A 23443-nucleotide genomic window follows, 5' to 3' on the forward strand; every position below is an offset into this window, starting at 1 on the left:
CCCGGGCACCGTCAGATCTGACGGTGCCCGGGGCTCCCCGAAGCCATTACACCGGTAGCGGGGTCTGTGGGCTCTCGCGTACAGCACGGCACCGGCCGTGGAAGGATGACCGCCGGCCATCACTATGCGGGAGGGGTCAGTGACGCTCCGTCGAGACGAGTGGATCGTGCTGGAGGACCTGGCGGACCACGGCGAGGACGGCTGGGCAACGGGTACGCGGCCGCTGGGGAAGCGGTACCGCGCCGCCACGATCGTGCGGGGCCTGGCCGGGCACGGCCTGTGCGAACTCGCCCCCGACGATGTCCTCGCCGCCCTCCTCGCCGCCGACGACGCGCGCCCGGACTGGGCGGCACGGATCACCGGCCTCGGCCGGACCGTCCTGACCTACCGGGCCCTTCAGCAGGACCCGGTACCTCAACCGGACCTGAACCCGGCGCCGGCCCGGATCGACGTCCGCGGCGCGGACATGGACATCCTGCGCAGCGCTCTCGCCTCCGCGGAGGCCGGCGCACTTCCCGGGGTCGACGTCCCGGCCCTGCGGACGGCGCTGGCCGGCGCCAGGCCGGTGTCCGGCTCCTTGCGGCACACCATGAACCCGGCTGAGGACGAGCTGGCGGCGGTGCACTCCGTTCTCCACCTGGAGTCCCTGGTCCGGGACGCCACCGGCTACCACCACCTCCTGCGGCAGCTCCCGTCGGCTTCACCGGGCGGACCATTCAGGTAGGGGCAGCGCGCGGACCGGCCCTGGTCCGCTGCACCTGAGGATCGCACCGCCCGACACTGCACGCGACGGAGGGGCCGATATGGGGTGGTTCTGGGACAGCCCGGAGATGGCGCCACCTGGTCACTGCGCGCCGGGCCCACGACGCCCGCTGAACCACGGGCAGGCCATGGAATTCGGTCTCGCCGCTGGCCTTGGTTTGGCATGATCTGACCACGCACGATTCGGGAAGGCAGCACTGCGATGGCCGTCGGCTACAAGATGCTCGAAGCACGTACCAGCCAGGGCGTACCGGTGCGGGCGTCGAAGATCGCCTCGCTGCCCAAGAACGCCAAGCCGCTCCGCTGCCGGTACTGCCCGAGCAGAGTGGAGGGCGTGGGCGCCCACTTCCGGGGCAAAGACGGGCCCAACCCCACCAAGGTCGGCGCGCACTTCCGCCTCGCCGGCGGACACCAACACGAGGCCGGCTGCGCGTACAACCCGGTCGAGGTGCTGACCGCCATCGCCCGCGGCTCCTGCGGCCTGGCCCAAGCCGAGGACGGCGGCCGGCTGCGCCTGGTGATGCCCGGCGACCTCGGCGCTTCCAAGGCCCGGCTGCCCCAGCCGGCCGACGGCGAGGCCGCTGCGGGCAGCCGCTCGCTCACCTTCACCACCGCCCGGCCCACGATCCCACCCGCGCTGAACTCCGCTGCGAAGATTGTGCACTTCCTCCAGCTGCACGACTTCGACCCGGAGGCGGTCAAGCTGTTCCGCATCGTCTACGGGGACAGCACCAAGCCGATCCCCTGGCACCGCTTCTGCTACCACCCCGACACCGCGGCCGGCCTCCACCAGGTGCTGACCCGCCGCCCGGGCCCGCGCCACCTGGTGGCCTTCTACGGGACCGTCAAGCGCACCTTCGAACCGGGCGGTCATCACGCCTACGCCACCCTGGCTACCGGCCAGCGCTCCCACGACGGCGGGAGTACCTTCAACGTCCGCTTGCGCACCGCACACCCCAAGCTGATGGAAGAGCTACAGCCCGGCCGCCACGTGCTGGCGATCGGCACCTGGAGCGTCTGGGCCGAGGCCAACGAGGTCCGGCTGTGGGTCGAGGCCCACTGGCAGCTGGCCTTCTGGGACACCGACCCGGTGACCGGAGCACCCCAGGGCATCTCCTGTCCCGCCCCGCTTCCGCCCACGTTCCCCCGGCCGACCCAGGGCCCGGCCCGGCGGCAGCCCAGACCCGCACGGCCCCGGACCACGCCACCCGCCCCAGTGCCTGCCGCAGACAAGCGGGCCGGCGCCGCGCCGGCCGAAGCCCTCGAACAGTCCGCAGGGCAGTCCCAGGCCGCCGCGGTCGAGGCGCCCATCGTGCTGACGGTGCCCATTCCGCCCCGCCCGGACTACGCCCCGACGGTTCACCTCGCTGCCATCGAGCCCCCAGTCGAGTGGCCCGACACGCCTCAGCGATGACCAGAGCCGTCCGTTCATGCCGCACTGGCACGGGATACCGCACGCCCGGCGGTGCGCAGCGGGATCGCCCCCGCCCGGGTGGCGCGGGCGAAGGCGAGAGCGACGCGGTGGCCACCGCACCAGCACCCCGGCCTGGTGACGGTGCGGCGGACGGGAGCCGGTCATGACCCCGCCACCGTGGCCCTGGCGCGGCCGGTCCGGGAAGCGCCATGAACCGGCCAGCATCCCCAGGGCCGATATCCCTCGCGCATCGTCAGCTCTCCGGCTGACCCCCGCCTGCGCGGGGAGGACGTCGCCCCCGCCGGTCCGGTCCCGGTGACGGTCGTCCTCCCCGCGAGCGCGGGGGTCAGCCGGCCCATGAACCCGGAGGTACACCGCATGTCCGGTCCTCCCCGCGCAGGCGGAGGTCAGCCGGTTCAGCAGCCCCCGGCGCCCGCCCCGGCGCTGTCCTCCCCGCGCAGGCGGGGGTGAGCCGGGACAGGTGGCCCGCTGGTGGCGCATAGGCGCCCTCCCCCTGTCTGCAGGGGGCGGTCTGCCCGCGGGCCGGTACCTGACCGAGGCTCGGACGTCCTTCCGGTACCCGTAGGGCAGCCGTACGGCGGATACTCGTTCGTCGACGACGTGAGGTCCTTCCCGCACTTGCGTGGGGAATGCCCGGCGAATTGGCTGCTGGGGGAGCCCGTGGATTGGAGTGGGGGCTGGGATGGCTGGGCAGTGGGCGGCGCGGCGCCGAGATGCTGCGGGGCTGCGGGTGCAGGTGGAGTGGGAGCTGACGCCCTTGGATGGCGTGGGGCCGCTGCGGTTCGGCATGTTGGTCGCCGAGGCTGCGGCGGTGCTTCCGGATATGAGTGAGCTGTGCCGGTTCCAGGCCGGACCGTCGGAGCCGGACACCGTGGGGGTGGCGTTCGGGACGGAGTGTGCGGAGCCTGCCGTGTATGGCTACTTCATCGGTGGCGGGTTGTTCTGCGTCGCCGTCGACGCGGCCCGCGGGCCCCAGGTCATGCTCTGGGGGCGGGAGCTGACGGCGTGCGTGCCGGCCGATCTGGAGCGGTTCCGGCTGCACGCTTCCGACTGCGGGGTGCTCGGTGTGTCCTACGGTCCGCGGGGCAATCCCGGAGCCGCCGGCATCGGCCTGGTCCTGAGGGTGCAGGAGGTGGCGGGCAGGGTGACGACCAGACCGGTGATGGTGGGCCGGGGGTGGGAGGACCGGTGCCACGACGACTGGGAGGGGCCAATACCGGAATGCGAATGGATCGGCCGACAGTGGCCCTACCCCGGTTACGCGGAGTACTGGCCCCCGCCCGGTCACGCACCTGCGTGGGGCGACCGGCAGCCTCCCTCCTAGTGTCCCCCGGCCGGTATCCGGCCCCGCGTTCATCGGGGAGTGCTCGCCCGGGGCGCCGACGCCGCACCTGCCTACCGGCTGAGATTGATACTGCCGTCCCGCCTGGTGTTGATGCGGACATCGCCGTAGCCGTTGTCGTCGAGGAACCTGCGCAGCAGCCGCCAGTCGGCGACCGGCTCACAGGGAGGGGCGGGTGCGGGTTCCACTGCTGCGTCCCACCAGGTGGCATCGAACAGAATCGCGGCGACGACCGGTCTGGTCATGACGTCTCCCTCCAGGCGGTTGGTGGGGACACGGTAGGCGGCCTGCGGGAGGTCGCGGAGTCCTTCGGGGTCCTCCTGGATAGCGGCTGTCCGCAGGGCCGACGGTAGCGGGTGGTGGGGCGGCGGTGCGCAACGGAGCGGCGTGGCCGCGGGCGACGGCGAGAGCTGTGCGGTGACGTGCGAGGAGTTCACGGGCCCGGGCGGCCTCGGCCCGGGGCCTTTTCTCGTCCTCCGTTGGAGGACGGTGGGTGCTCTCCGGCTCGCGAAGCTTGTTGTAGTGCTGGCGCAGGATCTCCTCCCGGGAGGCGGCCGCTTCGTCGGCCGCGGCCTGGCGGGCGGCGTGCTCGCGCATCGGCTGGCGAAGCTGCGGCGGCGATTCGACCGGAGTGGGGACCTGGCTGGGCTGCTGCTGGATGGGAATGGCAGCCGGTTCGGTCTCGGGCTGCGGGGTAGTGGATGCCGGACCGATGCGGATCTCCAGGGGCGTTGGGCGTGGCCAGGATGGCGTACTGCTCGTGGCGCAACTTGGTGGGCCGGGGAGTCACGGGTGACGGGCAGGGTGCGGGTGGCCGCGTTGAACCAGGCCGGGTAGCAGTGTGCGGCCTGCTCCGGACCGACGAACTGGACCCAGTTGTCGCGCGTCGTGCCCTGTGCGGTCCTAAGGGCCCAACCCTGGACGGCGGCCATCGCGAGCCCCGGTCGAGGTGAAGGTTGTGCCCTGGTGCATGGGTGTTTTCCAGGCAACATCCAAGCAACGGCCAGTCAACGACCGAAGCTGTCAAAGCATCTGAATGACGGCAATGGTAGTGATCTCGTCGAAAGCTCTCCATCGACGGCAAAGGGCACTCAGTGTCACGGCTAGATTGCGATCTGTTATCTGATCGTCACCTGAACGCTCACTGGAAGGGAGCTGTGAGTGAGAGGTTGTGCTTCGGCTTCGAACAAACCGTTCAAGCTCTTTGGCGACATTTCAGAAGGATCGATGTCACAACACTCTCGAGCCTCGTCCGCGTTCGCGGCCGGGGCTTTCTCATCGCGCTGGATGCGCCGAATATCGAGTGTCCTGACGCTCGGTCTGCTGGTGCAGACGGGTGTCGCGATCGACGCCTTGATGGCGGCCCCGGCCGAGGCCACGCCGAACACTCCCTCCGCTGCTCCATCCCCCTTGGCTGAGGCGCCCGACGAGGCGTCGGCGCTGCTGGCGGCCCGCCTCCAGGGACGGCGGATCGAGGTCACCGGGGCCCGTACCGAGTTCGTCACCCTGTGGGCGAACCCGGACGGGACGCTGACCTCCGAGCGCTCCACCGGCCCGCTGCGGATGAAGGTCGGCGACGCCTGGGTGCCCATCGACACCACCCTGGTGCAGACGCCGGACGGCAAGGTCGCACCGAAGGCGCATCCGGAGGGCCTGGTCTTCGCTGGCGGGGACGCCGGCGTGATAGTGGGTGACAGCCTGCCGACGACTCCCGGGGCCGGTGCGGCCAAGGGCGCCTCTGCCGCCCCGTCGGCCGACCAGCCCTCGGCCCCGTCGAGCCCTTTGGCCAATCCGGCCGGGCCGGCTCCGGCCGAGCGCCCGCTGGTCTCGTTCGGTTCCGGTGACCAGGAGGTCTCCTTCGGCTGGCTGGGCAGGCTGCCCAAGCCCAAGCTGGAGGGCAGCAAGGCGACCTATGCCGACGCCCGCCCCGGCGTCGACCTGGTCCTGCAGGCGACCCGGACCGGCTTCGAGCAGTTCCTGATCGTGAAGGATCGTTCCGCCGTCTCGCAGACCGGAACGGTCACGATCCCGCTCGACACCACCGGCCTCAACGTCGCCCCCCAGCAGGACGGTTCGGTCCAACTGCTGGACAAGACCACTGGCAAGCCAGCCGTCAAGATCCCGACACCGACCATGTGGGACGCTGCGATCGACCAGGCCTCGCAGGAGCACCTGAACCGTGCACCGGTGACGATGCAGGTGCGTGGTCAGGGCGCGGACACCGAGCTGGTGTTCACCCCTGACGCGGCGTTCCTGGCCGACGCGAAGACCCAGTACCCGGTCACCATCGACCCACCGGTCGATGTCGTGTCCACCTACGACACCTACGTGCAGACCAATGAGACCGGTGACGTCTCGTCGTCGGTCGACCTCAAGCTGGGCAGCTACGACGGCACGACCAAGGCCCGTTCGTTCCTGACGATCCCGAGCGCGGACTTCAGCGGCAAGCAGATCCTGGACGCCAAGCTCCACCTGTACAACTACCACTCCTCCTCGTGCATCTCGAAGCAGTGGGAGGTCTGGGACGCACAGGGCGCGGGCTGGTGGACGCGCTGGAACGCCCAGCCGACGTGGGGGCAGAAGTGGGCGACATCGAACGACACGTTCGACGAGGATCCCGATGACACCCACCAGTGCACCCGCCCCGACGGTTCGGTGTGGGCACAGGCCGACATCACGAAGCTGATCCAGCGCTTCGCGGACCACCATTACTTCGAGTACGGCATCGGCCTGAGGGCCGCCGACGAGAACAGCGACCTCTCCTGGAAGCGGTTCAGCTCCGCCGAGGGCGGGGCCCCGCCGTACATCTCGATCACCTACAACACCGTTCCCGGGACCCCGGCCACGGTCGAGGTGCTGCCGTCGCAGCCGGGCACTCCGAAGTACACCTCGGATGCCAACCCGCGTTTTCAGGTGCAGGCGGTCGACGCGGACGGTGAGCAGGTCAAGGTCTACTTCGAGCTGCGGCGCGCCGGTCAGCTCCTCGGCAGCATCGTGAAGGACACGCCGAACGGCGCGATCGCGACGGTCCGCGCGTCCGACTTCGGCATCGCCCGGCTCGACGAGGGCGTGCAGTACTCGATCTGGGCGATGGTCGAGGACGCCCACGCCCGCTCCAACTGGACCGAGACGCCACTGGTCGCCGACACGATCAAGCCGGGCGCTCCGTTTGTCACCTCCGCCGACTATCCGTCGGACGCGCTGTGGCACGGCGCCGCCAACCAGGCCGGCGCGTTCACCTTCACGCCCCCGCAGGGCACCGACGATCTGGTCGGCTACGTCTACACGCTGGACGGCGGCACCCCGGTCACGGTCAACGCCACCGCGGCGCTGACCACCTCGATCACCCCGACCACCGAGGGCCGGCGCGTGCTCAGCGTGCAGGCCAAGGACCGTGCGGGCAACCTGTCCCCGCCCGCCGTCTACACCTTCCAGGTCGGTCAGGCCGGTCTGGCCTCGCCGGTCAACGGCACCCAGGCGGCCAAGCGCGTCAAGCTGGCCGTGGACGCCCAGGCCCAGTTCAAGCGCGTGGTCTACGAGTACCGCCGCGGCCCCGGCGCCACCGAGTACACGGTGCCCCGGGCGAACCTGACCAAGGCGGACAACACCCCGGTCACCGAGGACAAGCCGCGTCTCGCGGACCTCGGCCCGCACGCCAACTGGACCGTCATCGACACGCTCGGCAACGTCGGCGGCGTCGTCCAGGTCCGCGCCAAGCTGTTCCCGGAGGACGGCTCCGGCGCGGGGTACGCGACGGTGTGGAACACGTTCACCGTCGACCGCAACGCGGACGGCGCGGCCGGAGCGGGCATCGGCCCCGGCTCGGTCAACCTGCTCACCGGCGACTACTCCACCGACGTCACGGACGCCAACGAGTTCGGCATGTCGGTGACCCGCACCACCTCCTCGCGCGACCTCGGACGCGGCTGGCAGCCGCAGGGCGAGCGCCTGAGCGCCAACCAGCGCCAGATCGGCACCGACACGGCCGGGTTCTCCGCAGGTCCGGCCGACATCAGCCGATCGACCGTCCGCGGCCACGACAGCTCCACCGACTCGCTGCTGGTCAGGACCTACGGCAACCAGAACTCCTTCGGAGTGATCGGCACCGAGTACACCCTCAGCCAGAACATGCAGCCGGGGAAGACGTACCGCCTCACCGGCTGGATCTACGTCCCCGGCGCGACCGGGCTGAACCCCGACGTCGCCGACATCGGCCTGCGTATGGTCGGCGTCCACCGCACGCCCGCCGGCTACACCAACGTGCCGTCACCGAAGGCGTCGTTCACGGACGGCTGGCAGCAGCTGACTGTCGACATGACCGTCCCCAAGGACGCCACCGAGGCCTGGTTCCGCCTCGTCAACGGCTTCGCCGCATCCGGCAAGGAGGTCTTCTTCGACGACCTCTCGCTGAAGGAGATCGTCGCGCCGTTCGGTCCGCAGTGGGCCGGCGGCCCCGACGCGGGCGCCGGATCCGACTACCGCTCGCTGTCGTTCCCGCAGTCCGACCTGGTCGAGATCAAGGGCAACGACGACAGCTCGCTCACCTTCGCCAAGGGCACCGACGGCACCCTCTTCCCGGAGCCGGGCGCCGAGTCGCTCACCCTGAAGGCCGTACCAGCCACCAGCGGTGCTCTCGTCCTCGCCGCCACCGGGCAGTGCCTGGAGGTCCCGAACGGTGTCGCCAACAACGGCACCAATCTGCAGGCCGCGCCGTGCACCGGTGCCGCCAACCAGCAGTGGACCCGCGACGACCAGCAGCGCCTCCAGATCCTCGGCAAGTGCCTGGACAACCCCTGGGGGGTGACCACCGACAACACCCGGACCGTGCTGTGGGACTGCAACGCCGGCGCCAACCAGAAGTGGGAGGTCCTGGCCGACGGGCAGATCGTCAACCAGCAGTCGTCCAAGTGCCTGGACGCGAATCTGGGCGGCACCATCTGGACCTGCTGGCGCGGCGCCTACCAGATCTGGGACGTGCAGACCGCCGGCACCACCTACGAGCTGTCCGAACTGGACGGTTCGAAGACAGTGTTCGCCCGTCAGGCCGGCTCCAGCATCTACCAGGTCGTCAGTGACATCGGCCCGGAGGCCGCCTCGGCCACCCGGTACCAGTACGACACCACCGACGGCCGCTCGCTGGTAAAGCGCGTCATCCCGCCGGTCGAGCCGGGCGTGGACGACGCCAACCACTGCACCGTCAACCCGCTGCCGCGCGGCTGCGAGGTCATGGAGTACGACTACGCCAAGGTCACCACGGCAACCGCGGCGACGCCCGGAGACTTCCTGGACCGCATCCGTTCGGCGAAGGTCTGGTCGTGGAACCCGGCCACGTCGAAGCAGGAGGCCGTCGAGGTCACGCACTACGCCTACGACGACAAGGGCCGCATCGCCCAGGTCTGGGACCCGCGCCTCGCCCAGCCCCTGAAGACGACGTACAGCTACGACGCGGACGGCCGGGTCACCAAGATCACCGCCGCAGGTGAGCTGCCGTGGAACTTCGACTACGGGAAGGCCGCAGCCGACCAGGATCCGGGGCGCCTGCTGAAGGTCCGCCGCGCCGCGCTGGCGCAGGGCAGCAAGGACCAGGTCAACGGCGAGGTCGCGACCAACGTCGTCTACGAGGTACCACTCACCGGCGGCGCGGCAGGCGGCCCCTACGACATGTCCGGCGCGGACGTGGCCAAGTGGGCGCAGACCGACGCTCCCACCGACGCCACCGCCGTGTTCGGTCCCGAGGACGACCCGGGCGTCAACACCGCCACGGCGGTCAAGCCGGGCAAGGACGGCTACAAGCCGGCCACCGTCCACTACCTCAATGCCTCCGGCAACGAGGTCAACACGGCGAGCCCGTCCGTCACCCCCGGTGGTGACATCGACACCACCGAGTACGACCGCTACGGCCACGCCGTCCGCACCCTGCAAGCGACCAACCGCGCCATCGCCCTCGGCACCCACCCCGAGGCGGACCGCTTCGCCGCCGAGCTGAACCTGCCCGCGGACTCCGCGTCCCGGGCCCGGCTGCTGGACTCGCGCACCACCTACAGCGCGGACGGCCTGGACGTCGTCGAGACGCTCGGCCCGGTCTACCGCGCCTCGCTCGCCGAGCAGGTGAACGGCCAGACCACACCGGTCACTGTCACTTCGGAGGCCGAGAAGCTGCCCCAGCTCGGCGCCACCGCTCCCGTGCGGGTAGTCAACAACAATGGCGCCCTGAGCTGGTCCGGCGGCGCGCAGCTCAGCCTGGCCGGGACCCAGGCCGGCGCGTTCGACACCATGCGGGTGAGTGTGCCGGAGGAGGGCGACTACCTGCTCTCCGGCCAGCTGACCCAGTTCAACGACCACGGCGTCATCCAGTTCGCGATCGACGGGCAGAACCTCGGCCAGCCGATCGACACCTTCGATGCCAACCCCGCAGGCTCGATCTCCCCGTACACGGTCGGCCAGTCGATCCACCTGGCGCGCGGTGACCACGAGCTGAAGGTGACCGTCACTGGCACCAACACCGCCAGCACCGGCGAGCGCTTCCACGCGGGCCTGGACACCGTCACGCTGACCAAGGCCACTGTCAACCCGACCCTCCCGGCCGGGACCTCGGTGGTGGCGCGTGACCACAACACCAACACCTACGACGAGAACAAGCCCGACGGCCAGGCGTACCACCTGGTCACCACCCAGACCGACGGCGCCCGCATCGAGGGCTACGCCGACGACGTCGAGCTGCGCGTCACGAAGAACGGGTACGGCACGCCGATCGGCGGTACGTCCGGTTGGGTCCTCAAGACCGCAACCTCGGTCACCACGGACGCGCTGGGCGCCAACCTGACCTCCACGGTCAAGTACGACGCCTCCGGGCGCGCGCTGGAGTCCCGCAAGCCAGGCTCCACCGGGACCGACGCGGGCACGGTCAAAGCGGTGTACTACACCGCCGGTGCCAACCCGGACGACGCGCTGTGCGCCAACCGTCCGGAGTGGGCGGGCCTGGCCTGTGTGACCGGTCCGGGTGGTGCGATCACCGGTGCGGACGCGTCGCGGATGCCGACGACGCTGCCGGTCAAGCGGGTCACCCGCTACTCGCCGTTCGGCGAGCCGGAGGAGGTGACCGAGACCAACGCCGGAAAGTCCCGCAAGACCGTCACCACCTACGACGGCGCGGACCGGATCACCTCCACCGAGATCACCTCGGACGAGGGCAAGGCGCTGCCGAAGGTCACCACCGAGTACGACCCCGCCACCGGCGACATCGTGAAGACGAACGCAGGCGGCAAGTCGCTGACCCGGGTGATCGACCAGCTCGGCCGGCTGATCTCCTACACGGACGCCGACGGCGGCACCACCACCTCGGAGTTCGACAGGTTCGGCAAGCCCGTCAAGGTCACCGACCCCACCGGGTTCACCACGTACACCTACGACCGGGCCAAGGAGCCGCGCGGACTGGTCACCTCCGTCAACGACAGCGTCGCCGGTGAGTTCACCGCGAAGTACGGTCCGGACGGCCAGCTGGTCGAGCAGACCTACCCCGGCGGCATCGTCCGCAAGGACACCACCAACGCGGTCGGCGAGGCCACGAGCCGCACCTACACCCGCACCTCCGACAACAAGGTGATCTGGGCCCAGACCACCGACATCTCCACCCAGGGCCAGGTGGCCAAGGACACCAGCTCCACCGCCACCCGCTCCTACCGGTACGACCGGCTCGGCCGGCTGGTGAAGGCCGAGCAGTCCACCGTCGCCACCGGCTGCGTCACCCGTCAGTACGCCTTCGACGACCACTCCAACCGCCTGTCCAAGCAGACGTCCCCCAAGGGCGCGTCCGGCGAATGCAGCACCGGCGGGGCGGTGGCGGAGAACCACAGCTACGACAGTGCCGACCGCCTCACCGACGCGGGCTTCACCTACGACGCCTTCGGGCGCACGGTGACCACGGCGACCGGCGCGACCAACACCTACTGGGCGAACGACAAGGTCGCGGCCCAGGAGAAGGGGGACACCAAGCAGGAGTGGGCACTGGACGCCGCCCACCGCCTGACCGCGTTCACCACCTCGAAGAAGCAGGCGGACGGCTCCTGGGCCAACGCCACCTCGAAGCTGAACCACTACGGCGACGACTCCGACGAGGTCCGCTGGACGATCGAGGACACCACCCAGGGCACCCTGACCCGCAACGTCTCGGGCCCGGACTCCGACCTGGTGGCCACCACCAGCAGGACCGGTGACGTCAAGCTCCAGCTGACCAACCTGTTCGGCTCGGTCGTCATCACCACCGACACCGCGCTGACCAAGCCGGTGGTGCTGGACTTCGACGAGTTCGGCATCCCCCAGGACGGCCAGGCCGCGGTGCGCTACGGCTGGCTGGGCGGCAAGCAGCGCTCCGCCGAGGCCCAGGACGGCGACATCCTCATGGGTGCCCGCCTCTACAGCCCGGCCCTCGGCCGCTTCCTCCAGGTCGACCCCGTCCCCGGCGGCAACGCCAGCCCGTACGACTACTGCACCGGCGATCCGGTCAACTGCACCGACCTCGACGGCAACTGGGGCATGCCCAAGTGGCTGAAGAAGACGGTGACGGTGGTCGCCAAGGTCGCCGAAGTCGCCTCGAACATCCCCGGACCCATCGGCGCAATCTCGGCAGCGGTCTCCTCGGTGTCCTACGCGGCCACCGGCAACTGGGCCAAGGCTGCGGAGATGGGCATCACGGCGGTCGCGGCCGTCGTGGGTGCCGGACCGGTGGTCAAGGTCGCCGCCGCAGCCGTCACCACCGTGAAGGCCTCGGTCAAGGCGGGCGTCAAAGCGGGTATCGTGGCGGCTTCCAAGGCCACGTCGAAGCCGAATGCGATCTTCAAGGACTCCAGGGTGGGCGTGCGGGTCTTCCACATGCCGATCATCGGGAAGAAGTCCAGGCTGTTCGGTGACACGGTCGCCGGAGCCGAGAAGCCCGGTCTCCTGAACCCGCCCGGAAGGGACAGCAGGTGGGCCATGGGCTGGAGCGTCCGGACGAACTTCAAGGGCAAGAACGTCAAGTACCGGGCTCACCCCGGGCAGTCGCATTCGAAGAAGAAGCAGAAGGCCCGGGCGGTGTTCCGGCTCAAGGTGGCGGGACACAAGGTCGACCTGTTCAACGGACCATGGAGGTAGCATGACTGAACCGGGCAGGACTTCGCCGATTGTCTCAGTCGAGGATCTCGTGGCCACCGTCGAGCGGTCGGGGAACTATCCCGACGTCGAGTTGGTCGAGGCCGTGGTGGATCCCAGGGTCGTCGACTTCCACCTGGAGCACTCGGCAGGTCATGAGTTCATCGTGATGGTGCGGGAGGACCGGGGCGAGGCCAGGGTGCTCTTCGAGGAGTACGTGTTCGACGTGGTCCCCGTGCACCGGGTGCTCGAGTTCCTGGACCTGATCGTGCGCCGGGAGGTCGGACTCTCGTTCAACCGCTCCCGACGGCTTCTCTCACTCCGGGTCGTGCTTCCCGAGGGCGAGTGGATCGACAGCCGCACCTACCTGGATGATCCGACCGACTGGGAGCGGAGCATTCTGGATCCCCGCTAGGAGTACTGCCCGGGACGCGTACTGACCTCGGCCGCGGAGAGAACTCTCTCCGCGGCCGAGGTGTCTCCGGGCGCCGGGTGCCTCAGGCCAGGCGGCCGCCGCCGTCGACGTGGAGGACGGTGCCGGTGACGTAGGCGTGTCGGGGGGAGAGGCTCGGAACACAGAAACTTGGGACAGAATCGGCCACGGTACTCATCACCGTCTACGACACCCGCCTGGCCCACCGAGCATCCGCGCCTGAAACACATCACACCGGTCAGTGCTGAGCTGGGTACTGTGGCTCTCCACCTGGGGCCTGCCGAACAAGCGGCCCAAGCCCCAGCACAAGGTCCGGGTGACAGGGAAGCGGAACAAAAAACCGGTAAGATGGAGATCCACGGAACCCCATGGAATTGATTCGGAAAGCAGGCCAGATGGAGAACGGCAGCCTTCTTTCCTCGGCCTTGGCGGACGCGCGCATCGCGTACGGCTCTCTCACCAGCCCGGACTTCTCCTTCGCTGCTCGCGCCTGCCAGCGTCAGCCCTACAGGCGGCTCATGGAGCGGATCTCGGAGTTTTCCAAAGTTGAGGATAATACTCACCTCGACGAAGATGTGTGCTTCTACTGCAAAATCTCGTCAAGCTCGGGGAACTGGCACCTTCTCCTGTCCATGGTCGGCCCCTATGCCATGCTCTTTAGGGCGCCGAAAGCCCATCGGTGGTCGGCGAGAGTGATTCTCACGCCGATCGTGGATGGCCTCGAAAGGGATGAGGAGAAAATCTTCGCGCTGATATGCCAGTGGGGATTCTCCATCGTCTCGGGGGATCAGTCGAAGATTCCTGTGGAATTCCCGGAGTGGCCTGGAGGTCCGATGGAGGAAGGCCCTCTGTTTCGAATCCTTTTCAGTGATGCGTGGGATCTCGCCTGGTGATCTAGGATAGATGAGATAGGGGCGAAGGCGATTTCATTGACAGGCGTCGCCCTCGGCAACCCCGACCTCGGTCGCAGAGAGGGCCTCTCTGCGGCCGAGGTCTATCCGAGAAGAACACCTCTGCGAGGAGCTCCGGCTCGCGCGGGCCACACCGTGCTGCGGTGGCCGGCCGGACCGCGAGGGCGGTGCGTGGGGTGAATGCGGTGCCGTTGGCGCGGGCGGCTTGGCGGGCGGCGCGCAGCGGGGTGCGGGCGAGATCGGCGCCGGTGTTCGGGGTCATCGGGCGTTCACCGTTTCGCGGGCCGGGGTGGTGGCGGTCGGGCGGAGCTGGCTGGCGCGCTCGCCAGCGTGCGTACGGTCTCCAGGCGCTCGAGGAGCAGGTACCGGCCTGTGGTCAGCGGGCGGACCAGACCGGACAGTCGGCCGTGTGGCGGGTCAGCACCACCACGGTCCCGCCGTCCGTGAGCTGCCGCTCGCGCGAGACCGTGCAGCACGCCACCGGTGCCGTAGGCATCGCCTGGACGATGACGGGAGTCTCGTCCCGGTCCGGCACCGCGGTACGCGGCCATCCCGGTTCCGCGCCTGGCGACCCGGGACGAGGGGAATACCGGCGGCCGGCCCGCTCGATGGGGACCCCGAGAGCTCGGGCGCGTGCGTGAAGACGGCGACGGTCACGGCGTTCGGACATGGTGACACCCTGCCCTCTCTCGCCCCCTCAACGCCAACTCCCAGCAGAGCATCGTCGGCCGGCCGACCGCCCCGGGCAATTCGCGACCGGCTTCGAGGTGCCTCGGCCCCGGTCAGATCTGTGGAACCCGTACGGCTCAGGGCCGCGTGGCACGGACGGGGGCTTCGAGAACACCCGATCCGCGATGCCTTCGGCGGTGCGAGGATGTCGCGGTAGTGGTGGTCGAAGGACAGGATCGCCGGGCGCTGGAGCGGCCGGGCGAGGACCGTGTTGACGGCGTCGGCCAGGCCGAGCTCGTGCCCCTGGTACTGGCGGAGCAACAGCTCGGCGTCGGCGTACAGGCGCCGGTCGGCCGGCGGCAGGACGACGAAGCCCTGCCCGGCGAGCGCGCCCAGGCGCGTGAGGGCGTTGATGGCCTCGGCTTCCCCGGCCCGGCGGGCCAGGAGGTGGTCGAGCTCCCTTCGGTGCGCGGTGTCGCTCTCGACGTTCGCGACGTTGACGGTCGCGGCGCCGGCAGGGTAGGACCACTGCTCTCCGGTGTACTCGCCGCCGCAGGTAGCGCCACTCAACTCCCCTAGGAGACGGCACCCATGGGCTATGTCAAGCCGTACTTCCGCAAGGACGGCACGTTCGTCTCCGGGCACTACCGATCGAATCCTTCGCCCGGCTACGGCTACGGCTACGGCTACGGTGCTGGTGTTCCCGTGTCTTACAGCGAACCGCCAAGTGACAGCCCCGGATGCCTGGCTCGGGGATTGATGCTCGGCGCCATGGTTCTGTGGCTGCTCTGTTTCCTCCCGGCGGCCAGGAGTGCCTGCCCCGTCGAATACGACCCAATCTGGTGCACCGGGTCAGAGGCCCGGCCCTCCGCCACAGCCTCCGGGATCCTTGGTGCCCTCGCCGCACTGTGCACGGTGGCGACGGTCGTCGCCTTCCTGTACGGCAAGGCCGTGAACGATCTCTTGGCGCCCTACAGCGGCGGCAGGCACCCGGGCGGCTTGCACGAACTGGTCGGCGACGACCAGCACGGTATCGGCCGGCGGAAGACGATCACCCTGAACAGCGGGGCCGACATGGCGTGGGGGGCGTTCACCGCGCGCCCCTACCTGGTCACCTTCTCCCATCACACGGGCAGTACGGCGGGGCGCCGAATCAACCTCATTCACCCGATTACCATCTCGGCGACTCGGCAGATGGGCCGGGACCTGTTCAGCTACCAGGCCGTCGTTGAGTGGCAGCAGTGCCCGCAGTGGATCCGCGAGACCATCGCGTTCTACCTGTGAGGATCCACCAGTCCGCGGTCACACCGTGCGGCCCGGGGCCGCAGGTGAGACAGGGTGGCCGCATGGTGCAGCGGCACCATGCGGGAGCCGCGTACGGGCCCGAGACGGAGTTCGAGAGCGTCCAGCTCGCCGGGGCGCAGCGCGGCGAGGGTCTGCTCGGCCGGGTCGGAGAGGAAGACGTGCAGCGGGGCCGGCTGCTGGTGGTCGGGCTGCTCGGTAACCGGTCGCCGCCGGTGGCGCGTACCCGGGCGAAGGCGTCGGCGGCGGGGGTCCATTTCTGGCCGCCGGTGGGGGCGGTGAGGGAGGCCATGGCGTGTTCGTCGGTGCGCAGGGTGAGGCGGTGGCGGTAGGTGGCGATGACCTCGGTGACGGCGGCGAGGTCGCCAATCGGGGAGGCGTCGAGGGCGGCGGCCAGATCCGACTCCTTCAAGGCACTATTCACCGAGGCGGCCGGCGACGAGGAGGCAGCCGAGCATGTACGCGACCTCTTCGCCTACGCGCTGGAGCCGACCGAGCGCAAGGCGGCGAACTCGGTTAACCCGCAGTCGCTGGTCAAGGCCGTTTGCTCGGCGCTGACCGAGCAGGGCCCCTCGCACTGGCCGTGGAAACGCCCGATGAGCTGAGCCCGATGACACCGGCTCGGGCCGGGCCACAAACGCAGCTGAGGCCGCGCCTGACAGTACGCGCGGCCTCAGCTGCGTTGCCTGGCGAGATCAGTCTTCGTCGGCGGCGTCCGGACGCTGGCTCTCGAAGACGTCCAGCTTCTTCCCGAAGAGCTCCTCGGCTCCGCCAGTAGGGAAGACGCTCTTTCCGTACAGTGCCTGCTGACAGATCAGCGACTGGTCGGACGTGGACAGCTTGAGGCCCAGCCGGGTCTCGGTCGGTTCTCTGAACCACTGCCCGATGACGAGATTACGGTAGCTGTTCGAGTTCGAGTTGTCGTCGTAGACGACACGTGACAGACCCTTGAGCACCCCTTCGTGCGAAAGGCCCGCTTGGTTCCCGGCGGGGTCGGAGAACGAAACGGTCCACGACCACCTCTGGTCGTCCGTGAGCTCCTGGTCGTCGGGAATGTCACCGGTCCAGCCCCCGAGGTACTCGGAGCCTGCACCGATCACGACGCGGCCCCACTGCACGTCGCCGAACCAGGGGCAGGCGGCGAGGAAGCCTTCCGCGATGAGTTTGGTTTCGCCGTCGGTGATCAGGTGTTCTCCGCTCACGCGCTTCTCCTCAGCTGACCGGTGCCGGATTGCGGGTGTCGAACCCTAACCCATTCAGGAGACACCGGGGTCGGACCAGTTCACCCCACCGCCTCTGAAGTGCTCCGGCTGCTGCCGACCGAGCCGCGCCCGACCGCCGACCGTGGCCAGGTCATCACCGAACCCGCACCCCAAGCGGGCATCAGCCGCTGTTACACGAGCCCGCCACTTGAGCGGTTGGCGCTCGGCGTCGCGGACAGCTGGGCACGAAACGGGCGGACACCCAGCCTCCGGCGGCGGATGTCATCTACGCGGGCCAACAGTCGTCGCAGGCGATCATGTCGAGGTCCAGGTGCCAGCGTCTGGCTGTTCCTGTCGAGTCACACTCGTCACAGCGCTTCTTGCCGTGCATCGCTGTTCCTCCTCCTTTGCGGCGAAGGGTGGTCCGTCTACCAGTCCGCTGTGAACTGGTGAGGTGCGGGTCCGGTTCGATTCTTGGCCACATGGACATCGACTCGTCGGTCGTCTGCTCGGCGGAGAAGGAGCAGGGCGTCGGCGTCGTACTCCAGGGAGGCGGCCAGGCCGAGGCGGTCGACGGTCAGCGCCTCGGTCTTGCTGAAGGGGCGCCTGATGTGAGCCATGACGACGACCGCCAGATCGTGGCGGGTCGCTAGGAGCTTCAGCTGGCGGCCGATCTCGTCGGCCTCCTGAACGTCCGGGTCGCGCTCGTCCTCGGCGGGATCGTCCCACGGGTCATAACTGGTCGGCTCGTACACCGGCGGGTCCGGACGCAGGAGGGCGAAGTGGTCGACAACCACGACGTCCGGGTGCTGCCGAAGAGCGATGCGGGTGTTGACGATCTCGCGGATCCGCTCGGGTGTCAGCTGCGCCGGCCGTTCGATGCGCAGGTTCGGGACGGCGTTGCGGGCGGGAAGGTTGGGGGCGAAGAGCAGGGTGCTGTGTCCGCTGCCAGCGGTGTGCAGCGCGATCTCGAGACCTGCGGCTGCTTCCCGGTGCCCGCGGTGGGCCCCGATGCCCACCATCCGGCCGGGGCCGAGTTGCAGGACGGCGTCGAGGTGCGGCCACGGGGAGGGGAACCGGCGTTCGTCGAGCACTTCGAAGGGACTTCCGGCGAATCCTCGCTGCGTCGGTAGCCCTGCCACTGCCTCGTCGGCGCCCTGACGCTCGCTCACCGCTGTCTCCCTACCCCTCACCCGCTGCGTACCGGATGACGGCACGCTATCCGAATCGTCATGTCCCGGGTTGGGAACGGCGCTAGCCGCATGCCACTCTGGTCGGATGAGCGAGACGCCACGGTCCCAGAGCTACTCCGTCCCCACGGGGCGGCCGTTCCTGCTCAACGAGCTCAGGTCGAAGCTCGCGTCCATCGGCGACGCCGTACGGGGCCTGTGGGTGGACGCCTACCCGGCCGAGTACGACGCCGTCACCGACGACCTGTACGCCGCGTTCCGCGTCGCCAGCAACCTCGCCCCGCCCCGCAGCCGCACCGGCTGCCCCGTACACCCCGACGGTGCCGTCGACCCCGAAGCGCCTCAGGGCTGGACCCGATGCCTGCTGTGCAACAGCGCCCGCCGCCGCGGCACCCACCCGGCCAGCATCCCCCCGCCGGCACGCACCACCGGTCTCGGATACCCCGTGCCCGACGGCCCCTACGACCTCACCCGGCTCCGCGAACAGATGAACACCGTCAACGACCTCTCCTACTCGCTGTCGCTGCGCTCTGTCGATGCCGAGTTCGCCGAGGTCGCCGACGCCCTGCACGAGGCGTTCTGTATCGCCCGGGAGCTGTCCCGTCCGCGGAACACCTCCGGGTGCGAGATCCACCCCGGCGCGCCGACCGACCCGACCGCCGACGGGGCCTGCGTCTTCTGCGCGGGTGCGGCGCGCCGCCGGGCCGCCGAGCGGGACGGGATCCCCGTCATCGTGCCGCGACCCTCCAGCCCGGTCCGGCGAGGGCGCGGCCGACCCGGGGCTCGCCGCTCGGTCTGAGGGACGGTGCCGGGGCGGGACGGTGGCGTTTGAGTACCCGCTTGGTGGGCCGGGCTGCAGCGAGCGGTCCGTGCGTAGCGGTACGGCGCCCGGCCCGCTCGCGCGGGCGTCGGGCCAGGACCCGTTTAGGTCTCGCAGTAACTGGGCGGCAGCCCGTACCTGCGGAGGCGGTGCGCAGCTCGTCGTTCTCAGCCGAGGTCGGCGGGAAGGTGGTCGTCGGAACGACGGGCGGTGGGAATGTGGAGGCAGCGACTTGCGACCTCGCGGCCGTCGACCTCTTGCGAGAAGAAGCCGTTGACGTCGCATTGGCCGCACGCCATGATCCGATCCCGTCGACGGGGTCCTTCCACCGCCTCCAGCACCTGGCGGGCCGCACCGAGGGCCGCCGGCACAGCCATCCAGCGCGGCGGTTCGTACTCCGGGACGGGCTGTCGGCGCTCACGGGCGTCGTCCAGCTTCTTGCGGACCATGGTCACCGTCGCCGACGAGGCCTCTGCCGGCCCCATCCGTGCGTTGCGCTCCTTCCATCCCGCGGCCGAGTCCGCGGCGCGCCAGACGATCGCGATCATCTGGCCTGCGGTATATCCGCCGGTGATCCCGTCGACGATCGTGTCGAAGAGCTCCACCTCGCGGGCTTCCGGTGCCGGCGGATAGCCGTACTTCTTCGTCAGCAGGGAGTTCAGGTAGTCGATGACGTGGGTGGCCTCGAGGGTCGTGACGAGTCGGGCAAGCGCGGCGATCTCAGTCGCCGACTGCTGGCCGGTCGCGGTGGCCCGCCGGACACACGTGTTCGCAACCAGGTCGATCGTGGCGTCCGGATCGAGCTTGAGGTTCCACAGCACCTCGGCGGGCACGTACATCAGGCCACCGCTGTCCCCCAGCTGGAACGCGGACAAAGGAGACTGTGAGTCGACCACCAGCAGCCCCTGTTCCCGAAGGCTCGACAGGGCCTTCGCATCACGCTCCAGGTCACCAGTCCACCCGTTCTCCAGGGACGACAGTGCGGGCAGCGGCTTCGACCGGCCGGCCCGGGCCCGCTCCGCCAAGGCCAACAGCAGGATCAGCTCCGCGTTGCCGTTGACGGTCCGGGAATCGCAGGGCGCCTCTCGCTCCCGCGTCGTCCACGCAGTGACCCTCGCGCGCAGCTCCTTCTCGGCCTCCTGCGCCTTTTGCTTCTCCAGCACTGCGTGTTCTGCTGCCAGGCGCTGCTGCTGTTCCTTCGCGGCCGTGTGGTGGTCCTGGCAGTCCGGGCAGAGGCCGGTGGCACGGGGTTCGGACAGAGCGGGGCCGGCGAGAACGGTGCCGGCCGACCGGTTGGCGATTCCGACGGGCTCGCCGCACAGCGAGCACTCGACGCTGAGCAGGAAGGCACGGGAACGGGCGGTGACTGTGTTCAGCACGGTCAGGGTCGAGCCCAGCTCGCGGACCTTGTATCGCCAGCCGTAGGTGGTGAGGTCCCAGTAGCGGTGGATCAGGGCCAGGTCCTCGGGTGTGGTGTCGGGCGCGATCTCGACATGCAGAACCGGATCCTCGCCGTGGGGGAACTGCAGGATCGTCGGCTTCGCAGCCGCGGCGGGCTTGGCCGCGGCTTCCCGGCGACGTCGACGTGCTCGCTTGCCCATACTTCGCCCCGCCCCTGATCAGGTGGCCACCGATCAAGCCGACCAGTAGCCGAATGCGTCTGTCTGGCGCCGTAGTGTAGCCGCCGTTGTGATCCGCGTGCGTTCGATCTTTTCCGGTCATCCTGCCGAAGGAGACTGCCGACGACTTGAGGGCGGCGGGCCTCCGACCGCCGCCTGCGCGGAGGTCCGCCGTCCGTCGTCCCGTGCGCGACCGGGGCTCCCGTGCCTGCGGGGATGCCAAGCTCTGTCCACCCAGGGAGCTCAGGACGGAACACCTCCAGGTGGCGCCTGCGAAGCGGCTCGGGCCGAGCCGTTCAGGCAGCCCGACCGCCGGGGTTGCAGCACATTCACCCCAGTATGAATTCGTTCATTTGTTCGGCAATTTCGCAGGGTATGCGCGCCCGCTCTGCATACTGGAGCAGCACGACCGGATTGTCAGTACGGCGAGGCACAATTGTCCCCCCTCCGTTTGCAGTTGACGGCTGAGACGAGGAACTCCATGGACAGCAAGGCCGACCAGTCCTACTACAAGCGAAACCCCGTCTTCTGCGTTCTGGTCGACGGACTACTCGACCTTGACCGCGCCGACCTCGGGTACCCGCAGTACAAAGGCCTCTGGGAGCTCCTGCTCGCCGATAAGCGACCTGTCGAGGAACAGGGCCTCTACTGCCCGACCTGCTACCAGCAGAACCCCGACCAGATCGAATGGATGTACCTCTACGCCAAGCGGGGCCTCAGGATCGCCGCCCACCACAGCCGCGACCAGCGGGACCACGGCGACGGCGAAAGCGATCAGCACAAAGCGTTGAAGGAACGGTTCGCGCGGGCGGCCGAACGCGGCGGCTTCCACGCCGAGCTGGAGGTGCGCGCCGCGGACGGCCGGCGCCGCACCGACGTCCTGGTCACCGGAGCGGGCGGGCGGCAGATCGGCTTCGAGCCCCAGCTCTCCTACTCGACCGCCCCGGCGGTCCGCCGGCGAGACCTTGCCTCCCGCGACCAGGGCGTCACACCGGTCTGGCATGTCCTTGACCCCAAAGCGCCGCTGATCGACCACGTGCACTGGAGCCGCACCGACAACCTGCCGCCCGAGGCGATTCTCAATGACCGCGACATGCTCGTGCGCGGAGGTGTTCGCGGCCTCGAGCTGGACAAGTGCGACCTCACCAACCCGCTTCCATGCTCCGTCCGCCGAAGCGGACGTTGCGGCAACTGGCACCCCCGTTGGGAGCCTCGCGCCCGTCAGCTGGACGACCTGGTCCGCGACATCGCCGCCGGCGACTACGTTCCCCTCACCACCAAGCAGAGCCAGCGCACCCTGCGGTTCTGGATATCGAACACGGACTTCGATCTCTTCACCGAGAACGGCGGCCAGGAAGCCCAGCCCGACCCCGCACCGAAGAAGAACCGGATCCGGATTCCCGTGCAACGGGATGCCGAATGCATCAGGACCCGCACCGAATCCGATGTTCGCTCCACACCACAGCCACCCCGCGACTCAGGCGAAAGCATCCGCCCAGCCGTCACCATCACCCGGACCGCTCCTCCACCCCGCCCGGCCGCCATGCGCCCGCCCAGTGAGTGTCCGCCCATCGACATCACCTGGGACCAGCGTCAGGCCGCCGCCGTTCAGGCGGGCTGCAAACCCTGGGAACTGGGACCATGTGCGGGGTGCGGAACACCCATCAACCGCTACGGACCACGTCCCGCCCACGCCTGTGCCCCATGCCGATCCCGTTACGGCAGCCGCTGAATCCCAAGCCCGGTCCCCTCGAGCGGACGAACGGCCGGCGGTCCCCCCCCCACAGGCGCGGGGTCAGCAGTGGCGGGCACCGGGCAGGTCTTCCTCCAGGCTGCTCCCGTCCGGTCGTGGGTCCGGCTATCGTGGCGGGCATGACGTATCGCGTGCAGTACACCGTCGAGGCGAAGGCGACGATCGATGCCCTGCCCGCCGAACGTCGTGACCTCCTGGAGCGTGCGCTGAGTGTTCTCGCCCGCGATCCGTACCACAAGACCGCGACAGCGCCGATCGGTCCCGACGAGCACCTGCGCAAGGCCTACGCCGCCCCCGGGGTCGTGGTCGAGTTCATGGTCGCCGACCACGTCCTGGTCGTCGTCGTCCTCCAGATCTTCGACGAGCTCCAGTACCTGATCGACGAGGCCGACGCCCGCTGATCGCAGGCACGCACAGGTCAGCCGGCCAGCACGGAAGTTCTCCCCGCGCAGGCGGGGGTGATCCAGGCTCCGGCCTGGTCTCCAGGACCTCGGTGTACTGCTCCCCGCGCGCCGCAGGGGTGATCGGCGGGCTGGTGGTCACGTCCAGATCGGGCCTTCGTCGTCGCCGGGTCCGCCGCCGTGGAGTCAGTGCTGGCAGTCGCAGCGGTGGTGGGCTTATTCGGCGGTGCGCTGGTCGTGTTCGGCGCCCGGGTGGGCCCGGAAGACGGGCCACTGGCCGCCGGCCCGCTCGGTGTCGACGGCGGCCTGGACCGCGGCGAGCATCTCCACGACCAGGCCGAGTCGGTGGTCGACGGTGTCCGGGTGCTCAGCGAGGTGGCCGCGGGTGGCGAAGTCGGAGTAGTCGGTGATCAGGCCGGTCGCGGCGACCTGCGGCGAGTCCATCCTCGCGTTGATGTCGGTGCTGGTCACAACTGGA

General features: G+C 69.5%; 18 protein-coding genes. 13 read left to right on the forward strand and 5 right to left on the reverse strand.

The features are described 5' to 3' along the window. Positions 1 to 139: 139 nt before the first annotated feature. From ACFXAM_RS22380 to ACFXAM_RS22390, 3 genes are all read left to right on the forward strand, one after another. Complete coding sequence (locus tag ACFXAM_RS22380) at positions 140 to 724, forward strand: hypothetical protein (protein WP_380293881.1); 585 nt, start codon at positions 140 to 142, stop codon at positions 722 to 724. A gap of 240 nt (positions 725 to 964) precedes the next feature. Next, positions 965 to 2176 (forward strand): hypothetical protein, encoded by a 1212-nt coding sequence (locus ACFXAM_RS22385; RefSeq protein ID WP_380293883.1) that lies wholly within the window; start codon positions 965 to 967, stop codon positions 2174 to 2176. A gap of 703 nt (positions 2177 to 2879) precedes the next feature. Further along, positions 2880 to 3521 carry a hypothetical protein gene (locus ACFXAM_RS22390; protein ID WP_380293885.1) on the forward strand — a complete coding sequence of 214 codons (642 nt, stop codon included), beginning with the start codon at positions 2880 to 2882 and terminating at the stop codon, positions 3519 to 3521. Positions 3522 to 3592: 71 nt separating this feature from the next. Here the strand turns inward: ACFXAM_RS22390 and ACFXAM_RS22395 are convergent, their stop codons facing one another. Further along, positions 3593 to 3784, reverse strand: coding sequence for a hypothetical protein (locus ACFXAM_RS22395; RefSeq protein ID WP_380293887.1), 192 nt, complete (start codon positions 3782 to 3784; stop codon positions 3593 to 3595). Between the two features lie 1042 nt (positions 3785 to 4826). On the opposite strand from ACFXAM_RS22395, the gene ACFXAM_RS22400 reads away from it, so the two are divergent. From ACFXAM_RS22400 to ACFXAM_RS22430, 7 genes are all read left to right on the forward strand, one after another. Next, positions 4827 to 12668, forward strand: a complete 7842-nt coding sequence (locus ACFXAM_RS22400) for a DNRLRE domain-containing protein (protein ID WP_380293889.1) — start codon at positions 4827 to 4829, stop codon at positions 12666 to 12668. Position 12669: 1 nt separating this feature from the next. Next, positions 12670 to 13080 (forward strand): hypothetical protein, encoded by a 411-nt coding sequence (locus ACFXAM_RS22405; protein WP_380293891.1) that lies wholly within the window; start codon positions 12670 to 12672, stop codon positions 13078 to 13080. A gap of 413 nt (positions 13081 to 13493) precedes the next feature. Next, entirely contained in the window at positions 13494 to 13991 is a 498-nt protein-coding gene (locus tag ACFXAM_RS22410; protein WP_380293893.1) for a hypothetical protein, read from the forward strand. A gap of 903 nt (positions 13992 to 14894) precedes the next feature. Continuing rightward, complete coding sequence (locus tag ACFXAM_RS22415; protein ID WP_380293895.1) at positions 14895 to 15257, forward strand: hypothetical protein; 363 nt, start codon at positions 14895 to 14897, stop codon at positions 15255 to 15257. A gap of 12 nt (positions 15258 to 15269) precedes the next feature. Further along, positions 15270 to 15962 (forward strand): hypothetical protein, encoded by a 693-nt coding sequence (locus ACFXAM_RS22420; RefSeq protein WP_380293897.1) that lies wholly within the window; start codon positions 15270 to 15272, stop codon positions 15960 to 15962. A gap of 62 nt (positions 15963 to 16024) precedes the next feature. Next, positions 16025 to 16312: a hypothetical protein gene (locus tag ACFXAM_RS22425; protein WP_380293899.1), complete on the forward strand. Its 288-nt coding sequence runs from the start codon at positions 16025 to 16027 to the stop codon at positions 16310 to 16312. Further along, entirely contained in the window at positions 16313 to 16585 is a 273-nt protein-coding gene (locus tag ACFXAM_RS22430; protein ID WP_380293901.1) for a hypothetical protein, read from the forward strand. A gap of 90 nt (positions 16586 to 16675) precedes the next feature. Here the strand turns inward: ACFXAM_RS22430 and ACFXAM_RS22435 are convergent, their stop codons facing one another. Next, positions 16676 to 17182, reverse strand: a complete 507-nt coding sequence (locus ACFXAM_RS22435) for a hypothetical protein (RefSeq protein WP_380293903.1) — start codon at positions 17180 to 17182, stop codon at positions 16676 to 16678. A 428-nt stretch (positions 17183 to 17610) separates the two neighbouring features. Continuing rightward, positions 17611 to 18354: a DnaB-like helicase C-terminal domain-containing protein gene (locus tag ACFXAM_RS22440; protein ID WP_380293905.1), complete on the reverse strand. Its 744-nt coding sequence runs from the start codon at positions 18352 to 18354 to the stop codon at positions 17611 to 17613. 106 nt (positions 18355 to 18460) lie between these two features. On the opposite strand from ACFXAM_RS22440, the gene ACFXAM_RS22445 reads away from it, so the two are divergent. After that, on the forward strand, positions 18461 to 19171 hold the full coding sequence (locus ACFXAM_RS22445) for a hypothetical protein (protein WP_380293907.1): 711 nt from the start codon (positions 18461 to 18463) through the stop codon (positions 19169 to 19171). Positions 19172 to 19359: 188 nt separating this feature from the next. Here ACFXAM_RS22445 and ACFXAM_RS22450 read toward each other — a convergent pair whose 3' ends face one another. After that, a complete protein-coding gene (locus ACFXAM_RS22450) occupies positions 19360 to 20793 on the reverse strand; it encodes a hypothetical protein (protein WP_380293909.1) in 1434 nt (477 codons plus the stop codon). 499 nt (positions 20794 to 21292) lie between these two features. On the opposite strand from ACFXAM_RS22450, the gene ACFXAM_RS22455 reads away from it, so the two are divergent. After that, entirely contained in the window at positions 21293 to 22543 is a 1251-nt protein-coding gene (locus ACFXAM_RS22455) for a hypothetical protein (protein WP_380293911.1), read from the forward strand. 140 nt (positions 22544 to 22683) lie between these two features. Beyond that, positions 22684 to 22965: a hypothetical protein gene (locus tag ACFXAM_RS22460; RefSeq protein ID WP_380293913.1), complete on the forward strand. Its 282-nt coding sequence runs from the start codon at positions 22684 to 22686 to the stop codon at positions 22963 to 22965. Between the two features lie 216 nt (positions 22966 to 23181). Here ACFXAM_RS22460 and ACFXAM_RS22465 read toward each other — a convergent pair whose 3' ends face one another. Next, the gene (locus ACFXAM_RS22465; protein ID WP_380293915.1) at positions 23182 to 23436 is read right to left on the reverse strand and encodes a hypothetical protein; all 255 of its coding nucleotides are present in this window, start codon (positions 23434 to 23436) and stop codon (positions 23182 to 23184) included. Positions 23437 to 23443 lie beyond the last annotated feature (7 nt).

It is taken from the genome of Kitasatospora sp. NPDC059462, from assembly GCF_042749955.1.
In the GTDB taxonomy this organism is placed as follows: Bacteria; Actinomycetota; Actinomycetes; order Streptomycetales; family Streptomycetaceae; genus Kitasatospora.

Bases quoted from the DNA above. Each gene is read 5' to 3' on its own strand.
- ACFXAM_RS22410 (WP_380293893.1), top strand. From the start codon at position 13,494: ATGGAGAACGGCAGCCTTCTTTCCTCGGCCTTGGCGGACGCGCGCATC.
- ACFXAM_RS22385 (WP_380293883.1), top strand. From the start codon at position 965: ATGGCCGTCGGCTACAAGATGCTCGAAGCACGTACCAGCCAGGGCGTA.
- ACFXAM_RS22445 (WP_380293907.1), top strand. From the start codon at position 18,461: ATGAGCGAGACGCCACGGTCCCAGAGCTACTCCGTCCCCACGGGGCGG.
- ACFXAM_RS22420 (WP_380293897.1), top strand. From the start codon at position 15,270: ATGGGCTATGTCAAGCCGTACTTCCGCAAGGACGGCACGTTCGTCTCC.
- ACFXAM_RS22450 (WP_380293909.1), bottom strand. From the start codon at position 20,793: ATGGGCAAGCGAGCACGTCGACGTCGCCGGGAAGCCGCGGCCAAGCCC.
- ACFXAM_RS22405 (WP_380293891.1), top strand. From the start codon at position 12,670: ATGACTGAACCGGGCAGGACTTCGCCGATTGTCTCAGTCGAGGATCTC.
- ACFXAM_RS22460 (WP_380293913.1), top strand. From the start codon at position 22,684: ATGACGTATCGCGTGCAGTACACCGTCGAGGCGAAGGCGACGATCGAT.
- ACFXAM_RS22395 (WP_380293887.1), bottom strand. From the start codon at position 3,784: ATGACCAGACCGGTCGTCGCCGCGATTCTGTTCGATGCCACCTGGTGG.
- ACFXAM_RS22455 (WP_380293911.1), top strand. From the start codon at position 21,293: ATGGACAGCAAGGCCGACCAGTCCTACTACAAGCGAAACCCCGTCTTC.
- ACFXAM_RS22390 (WP_380293885.1), top strand. From the start codon at position 2,880: ATGGCTGGGCAGTGGGCGGCGCGGCGCCGAGATGCTGCGGGGCTGCGG.
- ACFXAM_RS22425 (WP_380293899.1), top strand. From the start codon at position 16,025: ATGGTGCAGCGGCACCATGCGGGAGCCGCGTACGGGCCCGAGACGGAG.
- ACFXAM_RS22400 (WP_380293889.1), top strand. From the start codon at position 4,827: ATGCGCCGAATATCGAGTGTCCTGACGCTCGGTCTGCTGGTGCAGACG.